Annotated in this window: 14 protein-coding genes; 6 read left to right on the top strand and 8 right to left on the bottom strand. The window is 56.0% G+C overall.

The window, feature by feature from the left end; genetic code table 11:
* Positions 1–3 precede the first annotated feature (3 nt).
* From AC13QY_RS08805 to AC13QY_RS08815, 3 genes are all read right to left on the bottom strand, one after another.
* A complete protein-coding gene (locus tag AC13QY_RS08805; RefSeq protein WP_488493281.1) occupies positions 4–1,428 on the bottom strand; it encodes a Coenzyme F420 hydrogenase/dehydrogenase, beta subunit C-terminal domain in 1,425 nt (474 codons plus the stop codon).
* On the bottom strand, positions 1,406–2,557 hold the full coding sequence (locus AC13QY_RS08810) for a polysaccharide pyruvyl transferase family protein (protein ID WP_488493282.1): 1,152 nt from the start codon (positions 2,555–2,557) through the stop codon (positions 1,406–1,408). Before AC13QY_RS08810 ends, AC13QY_RS08805 begins: the two co-directional genes overlap by 23 nt.
* A 194-nt stretch (positions 2,558–2,751) precedes the next feature.
* On the bottom strand, positions 2,752–3,483 hold the full coding sequence (locus AC13QY_RS08815) for an endonuclease/exonuclease/phosphatase family protein (protein ID WP_488493283.1): 732 nt from the start codon (positions 3,481–3,483) through the stop codon (positions 2,752–2,754).
* Between the two features lie 67 nt (positions 3,484–3,550).
* Between AC13QY_RS08815 and AC13QY_RS08820 the strand changes: the two genes are divergently transcribed.
* Positions 3,551–4,513, top strand: a complete 963-nt coding sequence (locus tag AC13QY_RS08820) for a lysylphosphatidylglycerol synthase domain-containing protein (protein ID WP_488493284.1) — start codon at positions 3,551–3,553, stop codon at positions 4,511–4,513.
* On the opposite strand, the gene AC13QY_RS08825 is transcribed toward AC13QY_RS08820, so the two are convergent.
* Positions 4,460–5,944, bottom strand: coding sequence for a phospholipase D-like domain-containing protein (locus AC13QY_RS08825; protein ID WP_488493285.1), 1,485 nt, complete (start codon positions 5,942–5,944; stop codon positions 4,460–4,462). The two genes, AC13QY_RS08820 and AC13QY_RS08825, sit on opposite strands and share 54 nt — an antisense overlap.
* 597 nt (positions 5,945–6,541) lie before the next feature.
* Between AC13QY_RS08825 and AC13QY_RS08830 the strand changes: the two genes are divergently transcribed.
* The 4 genes from AC13QY_RS08830 to AC13QY_RS08845 all read left to right on the top strand — a co-directional run bounded on the left by AC13QY_RS08830 (position 6,542) and on the right by AC13QY_RS08845 (position 8,839).
* Positions 6,542–6,727: a hypothetical protein gene (locus AC13QY_RS08830; protein WP_069614303.1), complete on the top strand. Its 186-nt coding sequence runs from the start codon at positions 6,542–6,544 to the stop codon at positions 6,725–6,727.
* A gap of 86 nt (positions 6,728–6,813) precedes the next feature.
* The gene (locus AC13QY_RS08835) at positions 6,814–7,341 is read left to right on the top strand and encodes a DUF4142 domain-containing protein (protein WP_488493286.1); all 528 of its coding nucleotides are present in this window, start codon (positions 6,814–6,816) and stop codon (positions 7,339–7,341) included.
* Between the two features lie 135 nt (positions 7,342–7,476).
* On the top strand, positions 7,477–8,358 hold the full coding sequence (locus AC13QY_RS08840) for an MBL fold metallo-hydrolase (protein WP_488493287.1): 882 nt from the start codon (positions 7,477–7,479) through the stop codon (positions 8,356–8,358).
* 247 nt (positions 8,359–8,605) lie between these two features.
* Positions 8,606–8,839 carry a hypothetical protein gene (locus AC13QY_RS08845; RefSeq protein ID WP_113421108.1) on the top strand — a complete coding sequence of 78 codons (234 nt, stop codon included), beginning with the start codon at positions 8,606–8,608 and terminating at the stop codon, positions 8,837–8,839.
* Between the two features lie 49 nt (positions 8,840–8,888).
* Here the strand turns inward: AC13QY_RS08845 and AC13QY_RS08850 are convergent, their stop codons facing one another.
* Complete coding sequence (locus AC13QY_RS08850; RefSeq protein ID WP_488493288.1) at positions 8,889–10,124, bottom strand: NRAMP family divalent metal transporter; 1,236 nt, start codon at positions 10,122–10,124, stop codon at positions 8,889–8,891.
* Positions 10,125–10,388: 264 nt separating this feature from the next.
* Between AC13QY_RS08850 and AC13QY_RS08855 the strand changes: the two genes are divergently transcribed.
* Positions 10,389–10,592: a hypothetical protein gene (locus tag AC13QY_RS08855; protein ID WP_113353038.1), complete on the top strand. Its 204-nt coding sequence runs from the start codon at positions 10,389–10,391 to the stop codon at positions 10,590–10,592.
* A 215-nt stretch (positions 10,593–10,807) separates the two neighbouring features.
* Here AC13QY_RS08855 and cyoD read toward each other — a convergent pair whose 3' ends face one another.
* Genes cyoD through AC13QY_RS08870 form a run of 3 tightly spaced genes read right to left on the bottom strand, consistent with a single transcriptional unit; the run spans position 10,808 to position 13,922 of the window.
* A complete protein-coding gene (cyoD, locus tag AC13QY_RS08860; RefSeq protein ID WP_488493289.1) occupies positions 10,808–11,221 on the bottom strand; it encodes a cytochrome o ubiquinol oxidase subunit IV in 414 nt (137 codons plus the stop codon).
* A complete protein-coding gene (locus tag AC13QY_RS08865) occupies positions 11,221–11,913 on the bottom strand; it encodes a cytochrome c oxidase subunit 3 (RefSeq protein ID WP_113396513.1) in 693 nt (230 codons plus the stop codon). Before AC13QY_RS08865 ends, cyoD begins: the two co-directional genes overlap by 1 nt.
* Entirely contained in the window at positions 11,910–13,922 is a 2,013-nt protein-coding gene (locus AC13QY_RS08870) for a cbb3-type cytochrome c oxidase subunit I (protein ID WP_488493290.1), read from the bottom strand. Before AC13QY_RS08870 ends, AC13QY_RS08865 begins: the two co-directional genes overlap by 4 nt.
* Between the last annotated feature and the right edge of the window lie 2 nt (positions 13,923–13,924).

Consider the following 13,924-nt stretch of genomic DNA (forward strand, 5'->3'; position numbering starts at 1 on the left):
TCCTCACGGTTTCCTGTCCGGACAGAAGCGATCGAGCAGCCGACCCATGGGTCCACGCGAATAGGCCAGCGCATGATAGCAGCTCAGCATCAGGCGAGCCCAACCCAGATAGAGACCTGGCCAATGCATTTCACGGGCGAGCCAAAAGACCCGATGGCTCCAAAAACTGATGGCCAGGCGCATGCCGTATATCATCTTGCGCCGGGCACCCAACCCGTGTCTCACCGCAGCGACGCGCTTGCCGGGGCGAATGCCAAATCGCGGTAAGCTCATGCGGAAGCCCAAGCCTTCCCGTCTTTGCCGAAAACCGGCTGCCTGGGTACTGACAACGAAGGCTTCATCGACGGGCGAGAGGCAAATGCGTCCGGATTCCATCCCCGCATGAATGAGCTCGAGAAGCGCCTTCGAGCGCACGATGACGACATTGGTTCCTCGCCCATCTGACGAATAGGGCTCCTGCCAGGCGTCGCCAAAAGCAATATCCGCTGTCTCCGCAACCACGTCGTCACAATAGTTGCAGGCGGAATTCTGGAAAAAGCCAGCGCCCCAGTCGCCGTCCACCAGATTCCACCAGTCTCGGGCCTGGTGCTCGCCATCCCGCAGACTCAGGCTCGCGCGATACCAGTTGGCCGGGCGATCCGAAGATTTTGACCTGTAGTCGATCCGCTCGACATCCTGAATTCGCCGCCCCATCTGCCAGCTGAAACTCTCGGTCATGCGCGCGCTTTTCATATGGCCGCAAACGAGCCCGAGCGTGAAGGCAATGCGCTCTTTCAGGATCGGATCGACGCTGCTCAACAATCTCAACGCCTTTATGAAGCAGGGAACGCCGACCACCGCATATCGACCCGGTGTCCGCCTGATCTGTTCGAGCACCCCCGACATCTCGACCGGGTAATAGCGCGACTTTGCGCCTGCCAGCAGCGCCTGCGGATCGCGCGAAAGCGTGTAGGAAAACATGCGCTCGTCGCCCCTTGCCGGTCTGCTTCGTTCAACAACATGCGCCACCGCATCGACAAGTCCGTTGCGAAGGAGTTCGGTAGCGACCCATGTGACCATACCTCCCGAGCTGCCGCTGACGCGAAAGGCGCCTTCCGCGACATGCCCGACGAATGTCGCTTCCAATCGGCCGAGCTGGGGGTCGGTTTTTTCAGCGTTAGGGAAAAGCTCTTCGGCGAGCGCATCCTCGTTCTTGCTGGCAGGAGAGAACGGGCATATTCGCGAAAAATCCGCAGTTCGGTCTCGCATCCAGCCGCTGCTCGCACGCGGCTTCCATTGTCCGAAACGGTCGAACTCCATATGGATGCCGTTCTCATGCGTACGCGACGCACAGGCACCGCACCCGATGCAGAGTCCGGAGCGAATGACGTCAGCCGGGCTCAGCCGGCCGGTATTTCCCAATGGATCAGAATGCCTGCTCGACGACATGATTGAGAAAGGTGGTTGAGTTGTGACGAAGACTTTCGATGTGCCGGACAACATCCGGCCCAGGCGCTTCCGTCAAGGCCAGATGCAATTGAGACGCGGGGCTGAATTCAGATATGACACTTTCCTCGATCCCGACCATCGCCGTCAGATCGCGAAGCTTGTTCGATCGATAATCGGAGAGAACGCATGCCAGGGGCTTTTCGTTGACGAGAGCAAAAACGCAGCCATGGAAGAAATTCGTCACCACCGCGCTGGCGCCGCCGATCAGACGGGCGAATTCTTCCGGTCCCGCGTCGATGCGATGTTCATGAGCCCAATTGTTCCTGTATCCGATGCTAATCAGCCGGGTATTATTCACATCCGCCCAATCACGAACCATCCGCTGAAACCAGGCCGGAAAGCTGTGCCCGTAAACAGCCGCGTAAGGGTGTAACGGCTGTTCTTTACCAGCATCGAAGATCGTTTGCGGAAATTGAAGGCATGGATCGAGTACCAATTCGGCCTCCAGCTCTAAAGCCTCACCGAGAAGGCGCTTAGAATTCAAGTCGCGCACTGAAATCCAGGAAAAGTTACGCAGTTTCTCGGCCCAGTGGCCGTTCAGCCGCCGCGCCGAATTGAAATTTCCGAAGCTGGCGGCGTAGGAGGAAAGGAGAGGCTTCCGCAAGCCTTCGCCAAAGAAGAGGCCGCTGCCGCCATACCAGGGATGATGCAAATTCCAGACCTCGTCACTACCGACGATGACGAGCGGCAGATCTTCGATAGCCGATGGATCCTCTAACGCGAACGGTGCGGATAGTGGCAGCCGGGAAATCGCATCGAGGAATTTGCGGATCTTCTTCCGGTAAAGCGGATAATCTTCCCTGGCAGTCGCGACCGGAAGCCGCGGCCGAAATGCGCAACGCCACTCCGCTAAATCCACGCGTCTTGATCTATGGTTCAGCAGCAGCGCATCGACGTTCATTGATCGCAATCCTTCGACCAGGCAGCGTGCCTGCCAATAGGACCCGTAATTGATACAGCCATGAAACGTCAGCACACCCGCGCGGCGCTTGTCGCTGCCGCCGACTAAGCTATTTGCGTCGACACTGCGTGCACGTCCATAACCGGCAAGGCCGATGGCATCCGACATCTGATCTCCCGTTGTCCTGCAAACGGCCATGATAGCGGCGGCGCCCTCGAGCGCACATTGCCTGCAGCGACAGGCTTACACGTCTGCCTCGCCTTCGAACCCCGCGGATGATTGAATGTTCCCCGTCGGCGCCGAGTCTGTCAGGGTTTGCCGAGCTTATTCCGGCGGGATCATTCAGTCATCAGGGGTAATCGCTAACCCGCGAGGATCAGATCGGCGATGAGCGGAAGATGATCGGAAGCAACCTTCGTCAGCTTGTTTTGCAGAACGGCAGAATCCATGACCTGAATATCCTCGCTGACAAATATATGATCGAGGCGCATCAGAGGGTATCTGGAGGGAAAGGTCGGACGCGCCCGGCCTTTTCCCTGAAGCTGGACATCTTTCAGGAGTCGACCGACCAGCCGATAGGTGGCGGATGCGGGAACGGCGTTCAAATCGCCGCACAGGATCGTCGCTCCTGGCTTCACGGAACCATGCAGCCATGCGGGACCCAGCAATGTCGTCATTTGCTGGATACGGTCCCGCCCACGAAGGCCAAGGTGTGTATTCACGACGTTCAATATGACGTCGCCGATGACAATCTCGACTGCAAGAGCGCCGCGAGGCTCGCCTCTTGAGGGCAACGGACCGGCCTTGACCGCCCTTGTCGGCCAGTTGGTTATGATCGCGTCTCCATATTGCTCCTCGGCGAATGTCAGGGTCGGATTGAAATGAGCTTCCATCTTCAAAAGCGACGCGATCATGCTTGCTTGGTCGATACTCCCTGTCCGCAAACGACGGACGTCGATTTCCTGCAGCGCCACGATATCAGCCTGTGTTTGAGCGATGACGGATGCGATCCGAGCCGGATCGACCTTGCGATCGGTGCCAATGCAGCTGTGGACATTGTAGGTGAGTATTCTGATTCGCTTCTCGTTGATCATATGTGGGGAACACCAAAGCCGCCCAGTCGTTCCGCTCGCATCGCCGGCGTGAACAAAGGCAGACCCGATGACCCGAAAAGGCTTGATATGGAATGCGGCAATGCTTGGCGCGCTTTGCCTGGCGATCTTTCTTCTTTATCGGATACTTTCGCACTACAGTCTGAAAGAGATTGAAGCATCGCTGCGCAGACTCCCCTTCTCGTACCTTGCGGCAGCAATCCTCTTCGCGGCGGCTTCCTATATCAGCCTGACCGGCTTTGATTATCTGGCCATTCTGTCGCTTCGAAAGTCCTTGCCATATTCAAAAATTGCGCTGGCATCCCTCATCAGCCTGTCAATGGGTCACAATATCGGATTTGCAGGGCTCAGCAGCGGTGCATTTCGCTATCGCTACTATGCTCGCTGGGGCCTTAGCATCGAAGACGTCGCGAAGATCATTCTATTTTCCGGCGTGACGGTCGCCCTTGGCTTGGTTACCATCGGCGGTATCGCCTTGCTTGTCGCTTCGGAAGATATCGTTACGCTGCTACATGTCGATCCTTCAACTTTGCGGATATTGGGTGGCGCTCTTCTTTGCGTTCCTGTGATCTATGGTATTCTGGCTAAATACCTGCGAGGGCGGCTGACTTTATGGCATTGGTCATTTGAATTGCCTCAAGTCAGGATAGCTCTGGCGCAAATTGCGATTGGCACGGTGAATTTTGCCTTCGTCTCGGCATGCCTTTACGCATTGTTTTCAGCTTATGCCGAGGTATCCTATTTTCGCACCATCACCGCATTCGTGCTTGCCAACACTCTCGTCCTGACCACGCATATCCCCGGAGGTCTCGGTATCCTGGAGACAACCCTGGCATATGCTGTTCCGAATGCTGCCTCGATCGGAGCCTTGATCGCGTTTCGCCTGATCTACTATCTCATTCCGCTTCTGTTCGGTGGCATCACGATGATGATCACCGAACTGATCTTCAGCCAGCAATCAGCCAAACCGGAGCATGCGACGCAATCGACCCGCGACACGACCGAGGCGTGATGGCGGCCAGGGCCGTGCGGGATCGAACAGTGCCGTCCCCAAAACAGGTGTGGTCTTTCGGCTTTTCGAGTAAAGTGGTCTCAAGCCCCTTGCGCCAAGATCGAGCGCGGCGATCGCACGGATAAGAGAGCCGTTTTGCTCAAAGACCTGATCGAGCGTTTTGGAAGAACAGCCGAGAAATTCCGAAAGAAGGCTGTGACGCAGACCGCGGATGACCATCCTATGTTCGGCGCTTTGCGCTTCAAACAGAATGTCGCACTCCGTATCCAAATTCTCCGAACGATGATTGAGGTTCGACGAGCCAATTCGCACCAGGGTGTCGTCTGCGATCAACAACTTTGAATGAATAAAAAGAGGCATCTGCCGGGTCCCATCCGGAATGACCGGATAGAAAACGCGCAAGCGATCGAACTCGTCCGCGTGTTCGAGTTTCGCAATGATCCTGTCCCTATTCCTATCCATGATCATCTTTTCGATCAGACCATGCGAACAGGACGCGCAGACGATCACGATCTCAGGCCCCGCCTTCTCCTTCAAACGCGCGGCCAATGCTTCGGCAATGTTGAAAGAGGCCAGATATTGCGTTTCGATGTAGAGATGGCTCCTCGCTGCATCGATCATCCGCTTAGCCAGGATGCTTCCGAGATTATCGCGCACCCGCGGTTCTCTCGTGGGATTTGAGACGGCAAGCCTGATTGGTATATTGGAAAGAGAAAGCGATCCTTCGCATTGCGATTCATGCTCACAAGTACGTGCCAAGGGTTCATGCCGCTCGCCAGTTGCCGCCGCCCACCGCTGTCTGGCAATATCAGAGACGAGCCTTGCTGCCTGCCCACTTACCATGACCTGCAGGTCATGCACCGCTTCGTAGGGCAGGCCCTCCGAATCTCGCCTGTGCTGATCTCCGGCCCGATGGCCGCGCGTATCCCACCTGCGCGATGCCAGATCGATGCCGCCCAGGAACGCGACATGGTCGTCGATGCAAACAAGCTTTTGATGATGGCAGCCGAGCAACACGGGCTGAAACGCAAAGCGTAGCTGGATACGATCACTCTTCGGAAAAGTTTTTCGAAAAAATATTCTCAGGGACTTATCCGAATAGATTGGCCCAAGTGCCCAAACCAGAATGCGGATCTGCAAATCCGGGTTGGAATGGACTGCCCGTTCGAGGGCGTCTCCCAAGGTTACGTCCGATTTTTCCGGTTCCAGCAATATTTCCGGATTAAAGTTCCAGCCAATAATCCAGATCTGCCGTTTAGCCTCGTTTAGCTCCTTGGCAAGGCACGAAAAATAATGCTTGCCATTGATGAGAAAGCTCGCTTTCTCCGCGGTCCCTGACAATAATGGCTTGGCACTTTGCTGCATTGTGGCTGAAATCTGCAATTGTCGCGATTGTTTCAGGTAATAATCGGCTTTTGCAGCGACACTCACTGTCGCTTGGCGACCGGTACCGGGCGATCGTTATCTTGCCATATCCTCATCAATCACCCCTTGGCATCCCTTTTGATCTCGTCTCTACAGAGATGCCAATCGGTGGAATTTTCGAAATCTCAATACTGCCGACATGACAGTCCTTTCCATTCGTTCGCCGTCGGTCACCGGCGATTGCTGACGTGATCGCGATATTGTTCCGTCTGAACGTCGCGACTGTCGAGGCCTCGTTCCCTCGAATGTTGCGCCTTGTCACGGTTGGACAGAACGGCATTTTCTCGACCTTGCCCTCCTCAAGTGTCGTAGTGGCGCCTGATGCGTCGCCTTTGCCTTTCGATCCGCGGGAGAACTGCTTTTTTCCTGCGTGAGCCATCATGCATCTCCATCAATTTGCTAGGACGACAGTGCTTCTCCTCGGCCACGCCATTCGGATGAACCGCAGCGAAAGCACCTTTGGAACATCCAACTTCTATTTCTGTCGATTGTTCCCTTTGGGCTCCGAAACCGGCATCGATACGCGACACGGATTTATTGTTCCGAGCCGGGAACATTCCTCGCCTGCGATAGTTGCGTTGCGGCTATCTCGAAGGAGAAGAAATGCGGGATGATGATAAAAATTCCGTCGAAACGGATCCGATTGTGTCCGCAAACGACAGTCCTCAACAAAAGAGCAGAAAACGACGAGCGGGATACCTGATCGTGCTTGCGCTTGTGGTGATCGCGTTGCTGACACTCGCCGAATGGATACTGAACGGTACTATCATCTTTTCCAACGCGCGGTAGCTGCCGCGTAACTTCAAACAGCAGGAAACCAAGCCAAACGGAAGATACTTGGATTCTATAAAGGCAGATCTGAAAAGGAGACCGGCATGAAGCTCGCGATCGTCACTATTGCGGTAGCGCTGGCAGCGGCGCCAGCATACTCTCAATCAACAGCGGAAAAGACAGGCGTTAACTCTCTCGTGGGGGCGGCGCCAAATACCCAAGACTTTGTCAATGAAGCCGCCAGCAGCGATATGTTTGAAATTGAATCGAGCAAGCTCGCGCTGCAGCGGGGCAATGATCAAACAAAAAAATTCGCTCAGCAAATGATTGATGATCACCAAAAGACAACGAATGAGCTGAAAGATCTCGTCAACAGTGGAAAGGTCGAGGCGACACTGCCAACGGAGATGAGTTCAAGCCAGAAGAAGATGCTGGCGCGGCTGCAGAAAATGCAGGGAAATGACTTTGTCAAACGCTACGACGCGGACCAGCGTTCAGCTCATGCGAATGCGGTTGATCTTTTCAAACGCTATGGAAACGGCGGCGAGGATGCAAGTCTGAAGACCTGGGCCGCCAATACGAGGCCGAAACTCGAGCAGCATCTGCAAATGGCCAAGGAGCTTCCAAAGTAAAAAGGCTACCGGGATGAGTGGATGGCTACGGCATGGCTGTATTTTCATCCGCTCATCCGAAGGTGAAACACAATCGATCTCGAAGTGATTGATGGGTGGTTCGGAGACGATTTGGCTCGCAACGGAGTGCGGGATATGGATGACCAACTGCATCTCAGCGATAGCGATGTCATCGAAGTCGAAAACGAGGATGGAACGCGGAAAATCTGCGATGATGTGGCCTACCTGAAGCTCTCCATCGTCAATGTGGTTTTTCTCGGCAGACCTGTGCCGGATAGCAACTGGCTCCTCATCGATACCGGTTTGCCATCGTCACAGGATCGGATCTTGGCAGCCGCAGCGCGCCGCTTCGGTGCGACCTCCCGGCCCGCTGCCATTATCATGACTCACGGACATATCGACCACGCCGGATCTGTCGAACGCTTGGCCGCCTTTTGGGATGTGCCGGTCTACGCCCATCCGCTCGAGCATCCTTACCTGGATGGACGTGCGTCCTATCCGCCCGCAGACCCATGGGTCGGCGGCGGAAGCTTTGCGCTCATGTCGCCCCTGCTGCCGCGCGGCCCCTCCAACCTCGGCGGCATGCTTCAAAGCCTGCCTGGCGACGGCACCGTACCTTTCGCTTCCGAATGGTCATGGCTGCATACACCCGGCCATACACCGGGACATATCTCCCTTTGGCGCGAAAGCGATCGCACCCTCGTCGCCGGTGACGCCGTCATCACGACAGGCCAGGAATCCGTCTACGACGTAGTGACGCAGGCTCCCCGGCTGCATGGTCCGCCTCGCTATCTGACGATCGACTGGCAGGCATCGGAACAATCAGCAAAGCAGATCGCTAGTCTCAAGCCGGAACGATTGATCAGCGGTCATGGCCCGGCGCTGGGCGGGGCCGGCTTGCGCGCAGCCCTCGATACGCTGGCGACCAATTTCTGGGATATTGCCGCGCCAGCGGACGGCCGATATGTCGATCATCCGGCAAGAGCTACCGACGGCACGGCCTATTGCCGGCCCTGATGATTTGCCACGCTGCAAGACCGGCCGCGCTTTCGCTTTCTCCACCTTTGCAAGAGCCTGCAAGAACCAAGGATCGCTTGAAAGGAGCAGATCGTACCTCCGACCATTCTACCGATGCCCTCTACAAACTGCCGCTCGCCGCGGGAACAACGATTGTCTCCGGAAGTTTGAAAATGGACCGACGAGGGCCGCTGGATATCACCACGGGATCGCCGGAGAAAGCGCATGAGCCACAGGAGTTTCGATAATGAACGTGATCCAGCTTCCGCAGGTCCGTCGATTGGATCGCGACCCTGAACCCGAATTCCGTACAAGTGATCGTAACGGGCGTACCATGTTCCGTTTCCTGGCCGATTACCATATCGATGGACGGACGTTCGGCATCAGTTTCTGGGCCTATGATCTGGCCGACGCGGAGCGTCGCGTTGCATCCATGCGCGCCAATCTGAGCCTTCAAGGTCAGATCTTCTGCCGGATGTGAGGAGCTTATTCTTTCCATTGGCAGGCGGGTGCCTGCTCCATCGCCCATCCTATATGATCCATGTCACCACGAGCCCGGCACTGGCCGAGAAAATGGCCAGGACTGTCAGCCAGCCGGCGACATTCATAAGACGTGAATTCACATGCTCGCCCATGATCACCTTGTTGTTCGTCATGAACAGCAGCAATAGCAAGAGAGGCGGAGTAGAAAATCCCTGAACCACGCCGGACCATACCAAGGCTTTCATCGGATTTATGCCAATGAAGTTCATCGCGACCGCGATCAACGTTACCGCTGTGATGATGACGTAAAATCCCGGCGCCTCGCGGGCACTGGCGTTCAGGCTGCCCTTGATGCCCATTGACTGGGCGAGGTCATAGGCCGCTCCCGTCGTCATGACGGGAACCGCCAGAAATCCGACCGATATGATTCCAGCCGCAAACAAATATCCGGCGGCCTGTCCGGCGATTGGCTTTAGCGCTTCGGCCGCCTGCGCGGCCGTTTGGATATCCGTGTGCCCCTGAACATGCAGCGTCGCGCCGGTCGCCATAATGATGAAGTACATGACCAGGTTGGAGAACGTCATTCCGACGAGGATTTCCTTGCGCGAACGAGCCAGTTTCGAGCTGCTGACGCCTCGTCTGGCTTTCACCGAAGTCTTTCCCTCGGCGATTTTTTCCTCGACCTCTTCATTGGATTGCCAGGTGTAGAGATACGCCGACAGCGTAGTGCCGATGATCGCCACGATGATCGAAAGAAATTCCTCGTTAAATTCGATGGATGGAATGAGCGAGCCCTTAAGAACGGCCATCCAGTCCGGTTTCGCTAATATAGCCGCGCCTGTATAGGCCAGCAAACTGAGGGCCACCCAGCGGAAAATTCGGCGAATGAGAATGTAGGAGCCCATCACTTGTAGACAGAGCAGAATGACTGCCATCACGGCAACGATAAGGGGAACGGAAAGCGGCACGAAAAGGTTGACCGCCGCCGCCATTCCGCCCAGGTCGGCGGCAGCCTCGATCGTATTGCCGATAACGACTCCGGCCAACGCCAGATAAAGAAACCATCGGGGATAATTGTCATGGATGACTTGAAATAGTCCACGTCCGGTTACCTGCCCGAGCTTCGATGAAAGGTACACGACCGTGAACATCATCGGCAGCGTAACGGGCGCGGTCCAGAGCATCCCGAGACCGAAGCGTGCGCCGGCGCTGGCATAGGTGCCGATTGCCGAGGGATCGTCGTCGGCCGCTCCAGAAATGAGACCGCGGCCGAGCAGGCTCATTCCTTCATGACGTTGCCTAGTTGGGGATCCATCGCTCTCCTGGTGCTTCATTGCGAAACCGCCCGGACCCGCGCGGTCATGACCGGGGAGCGTCTAAGGGTTGTCAGTTCGTTACGAAACAATCGCATGAAAGATATCATTTCCGTCTAAGCGGCGAAATCGGCGGAAGTTCCGTGCGACCGGCAAATACCTCTCGTCCTTCCGATCTCGTGGAACTTTGCAGCTCTTTCGCAGTAAGGTTCATTTCCAAGGAAAGGCTGCATCATGACAGGCAAAGAAACAAAGTTCGGCGGTCCGAACATTCCTTCCAGGAAAGCGACATCGGACAATCCCGCTCCGATCCAGCAATCGAGCGAGCAAGAGGGTATGGCCCCAACCGTCCTTGAAAAAGATCTGGTGACGCCGATTGGTAAATCGGGCGTGCGCATTTCCAAGAACGATCGGAGTAAGCCAGGCACAAAGGAATAAGACAGGATTCCGCATGAACCGATGAAAATCTAGTAGGCTGTCGCAGCGGAAAGCCATATGAAGCTGAGCATATATCCGGCCGTCAGCGAAATGCAGATCGCAAATAGAAGAGCGAAGCACTTCGGTGACATATTGAAGCTCCTTCACTGCATGTCCCTACTTGGCAAGCATTGTGATGTGGCATCACGCAGCTTTCGGGTGCATGATCCAAATACTCATGGCTGCATATTCATCATTTGATCCATGGGCATCATGTTTTGCTTCAGATGGCCCATGATCCAGATTGAACCGAGAACGATCAGCACGACGACCAATATGCCGAATGCCAGTGCGAGGACGTTGTTTGTGTTGTCGGGGCCCGTGGTGATATGCAGAAAGAACACCAGATGCACGCCCATTTGCGCTATTGCGAGTACGATAAGCGCTACCGGAATTGCCGGCCCGTAAACAATGTTGGAAGTGGCCAGCAAGAAGGAAGCAGCCGTCAGAATGATAGAAAATCCCAGGCCCAAGTTTGCATTCAACACCCAGTGGCCGCTTTCTTCCGGTGGCTCGTCACCGGGCGCATGGTCGTCCCGCAAGTTCCGCCTGTTATCATTTACGTCCGTGTCGGTGTCGGAGGTACTCATCAGTGAACTCCCATCAGATAGACGATCGTGAAAATGCCGATCCAGACGATATCGAGTGCGTGCCAGAAGAGATTGAAGCAGATCAATCGATGAATGATCTCGCGGCGAAATCCTTTTATGAAAACCTGAGCCATCATCGTGGCCAGCCAGACGCCGCCGAGCGTGACGTGCAGTCCATGCAGTCCGACCAGCCCATAGAAGGAAGTGAGCATTGCGCTGCGTTGCGGCGTGAAGCCGCGATCGGATAGCTCGATGAATTCCAACAGCTCAAGAAGAACGAATATCAATCCCAGCAGGCCAGTCAGAAGCAGAAATATAAGCGTCCACAGCTTATTGCGCGCATTTGTCGCCGCAAACGATAGCATGCAGGTGTAACTCGACAATAGCAGCGCCGCGGTTTCGAATCCCACGCGTTGCACATCGACGATATCGGTAATCACCGGCCCGCCGGCCGTCGCCCCCCTTTGCACGGCGAATGCGGCGAAGAAACACGCGAAAATGATGATGTCGCTCAGCAGATAGATCCAGAAGCCGTAGCCGACAAGAATTCGCTTGTCCGCGGGGCCGGTAGCGCCCTGGCCAGTTCCCAACGCGGGCTCCCCCCGGCCATGAGCACGGTGGCCCAGACGATGCGGATCTTCGCGAAGGCGCCGTATGGCTTCGACGCTCGCCGGCAGCCCGGTATCCGTCATGGCAATACTCCCTGTTCTGAGATTCGCGCAAGCATCGCCTCGCGAGCGGAGCGCCGGACACGGTCGACGCGCGCGACCTCGTCGGCCGAAACCTCGAATTCATGAACGTCGCGCCATGCGAAGACCACGAAGCCAATGAAGGCCGCCACGAGCGCCACGATGGCGAGCCACCACATGTACCAGATCATCGCGAAACCGAAGATCGTGGCGAAAAAGGCTGTATAGATCCCGACGGGACTGTTTACCGGCATCTCGATCGGCTCATAATTCGGTTCGGGCGATAGTTGCTGTGATTCCACGGCGCGAAGTTTGATACCCCAATAGGCCTCCTCCCCCTCGACATTCGGCATGACGGCGAAGTTGAAGAACGGCGGCGGCGACGGGGTTGCCCATTCAAGAGAACGACCATCCCACGGATCTCCGGTGATATCCCGCAGCTTTTCCCGCTGGCGAATGCTGACCGCCAATTGAATTACCTGCGCGATGACCCCCAGGACAAGAATGCCGACACCGACGACGGAGACGTAAAGCCAGGGCGCCCATTCGGGAACGTCGATGTGCTGCAACCGCCGTGTCATCCCATCAAGTCCGAGAACGTAAAGGGGCGTAAAGGTCACCCAAAACCCCGCGAAAGCCAGCCAGAAGGCCGCGTTGCCCCAACCTGCATCGAGCCGGAAACCGAATGCTTTCGGAAACCAGAATTCCATCCCCGCGAAAACGCCGAACACGACACCGCCAATGATGACGTTGTGAAAATGCGCCACCAGAAACATGGAATTATGCGTCAGGAAGTCCGCTGGCGGTATGGCGAGCAGGACACCCGTCAACCCGCCTATGGTGAAAGTGAAGATGAAACCCATCGACCAAAGCATCGGCACTTCGAAACGAACCCTTCCGCCATACATCGTAAAGATCCAGTTGTAGATTTTGACGCCGGTACCGACGGCGATGATGCTGGAGGAGATGCCGAAGAAGGTGTTGACCGCGGCGCCGGCCCCCATCGTGAAGAAGTGGTGCAGCCATACCAGCATCGAAACGATGCAAATGAACATCGTCGCCGCCACCATGGAGCGGTAGCCAAATAGCGGCTTGCCGGAAAAGGTCGAAAAGACTTCGGAAAAGATTCCAAAGGCGGGCAGGACGAGGATGTAGACTTCCGGATGACCCCACGCCCATATCAGGTTCACAAACATCATCGGATTTCCGCCCGCCGTATTTGTGAAATAATGCCATCCCACATAGCGATCGAGCGTCAACATGGCGAGCGTCGCCGTTAGGATCGGAAAGGCTGCCACGATCAGCAGACAGGAAGCCAGCGCGGTCCAGCAGAAGACCGGCATTCTGAGATAGCTCATGCCCTGGCACCGCATCTTCAATATCGTCGTGACGATATTGATGCCGGTTATCAGGGTCCCTATGCCGGAAATCTGCACGGCCCAAAGATAGTAATCGACGCCTACGCCTGGCGTATAGCTCGTCTCGCTGAGAGGCGGGTATGGCAGCCATCCGGTGCGGGCGAACTCGCCGATGAAGAGCGACACATTGACCAGCAGCGCACCGCTGGCCGTCAGCCAGAACCCAACCGAGTTGAATGTCGGGAAGGCAACGTCACGGACGCCGAGCTGCAGCGGCACGAGGAAATTCATAAATCCCAAGACGAGGGGCATGGCACCGAACAGGATCATGATCGTTCCATGCGCGGTGAATATCTGATTATAATGTTCGGGCGGCAGGTAACCGGGGGCATCGATCGCGACCGCCTGCTGGGTGCGCATCATGATCGCATCGGCGAAGCCACGGATGAGCATGACGACACCGAGCAGACAATACATAATGCCGATGCGCTTGTGATCGACGCTTGTGATCCACTCTCGCCATAAATAGGGCCACCATCCTCTTACGGTGACCAGAATCAAGACCACAATGGCGATGAGGATGACGGCGATGGAGGTGATCAGCGGGATCGGCTGAGACAGGGGAATCGCCGAGAGCCCGAGTTTTCCCAACATGT

The sequence above is a fragment of the Martinezella sp. CNPSo 3795 genome (genome assembly GCF_057784475.1).

Excerpts from the sequence above, each read along its gene's own strand:
- AC13QY_RS08805 (WP_488493281.1), bottom strand. The coding sequence starts at position 1,428 with ATGTCGTCGAGCAGGCATTCTGATCCATTGGGAAATACCGGCCGGCTG.
- AC13QY_RS08810 (WP_488493282.1), bottom strand. The coding sequence starts at position 2,557 with ATGTCGGATGCCATCGGCCTTGCCGGTTATGGACGTGCACGCAGTGTC.
- AC13QY_RS08815 (WP_488493283.1), bottom strand. The coding sequence starts at position 3,483 with ATGATCAACGAGAAGCGAATCAGAATACTCACCTACAATGTCCACAGC.
- AC13QY_RS08820 (WP_488493284.1), top strand. The coding sequence starts at position 3,551 with ATGACCCGAAAAGGCTTGATATGGAATGCGGCAATGCTTGGCGCGCTT.
- AC13QY_RS08830 (WP_069614303.1), top strand. The coding sequence starts at position 6,542 with ATGCGGGATGATGATAAAAATTCCGTCGAAACGGATCCGATTGTGTCC.
- AC13QY_RS08835 (WP_488493286.1), top strand. The coding sequence starts at position 6,814 with ATGAAGCTCGCGATCGTCACTATTGCGGTAGCGCTGGCAGCGGCGCCA.
- AC13QY_RS08840 (WP_488493287.1), top strand. The coding sequence starts at position 7,477 with ATGGATGACCAACTGCATCTCAGCGATAGCGATGTCATCGAAGTCGAA.
- AC13QY_RS08845 (WP_113421108.1), top strand. The coding sequence starts at position 8,606 with ATGAACGTGATCCAGCTTCCGCAGGTCCGTCGATTGGATCGCGACCCT.
- AC13QY_RS08850 (WP_488493288.1), bottom strand. The coding sequence starts at position 10,124 with ATGAGCCTGCTCGGCCGCGGTCTCATTTCTGGAGCGGCCGACGACGAT.
- AC13QY_RS08855 (WP_113353038.1), top strand. The coding sequence starts at position 10,389 with ATGACAGGCAAAGAAACAAAGTTCGGCGGTCCGAACATTCCTTCCAGG.
- cyoD (WP_488493289.1), bottom strand. The coding sequence starts at position 11,221 with ATGAGTACCTCCGACACCGACACGGACGTAAATGATAACAGGCGGAAC.
- AC13QY_RS08865 (WP_113396513.1), bottom strand. The coding sequence starts at position 11,913 with ATGACGGATACCGGGCTGCCGGCGAGCGTCGAAGCCATACGGCGCCTT.
- AC13QY_RS08870 (WP_488493290.1), bottom strand. The coding sequence starts at position 13,922 with ATGTTGGGAAAACTCGGGCTCTCGGCGATTCCCCTGTCTCAGCCGATC.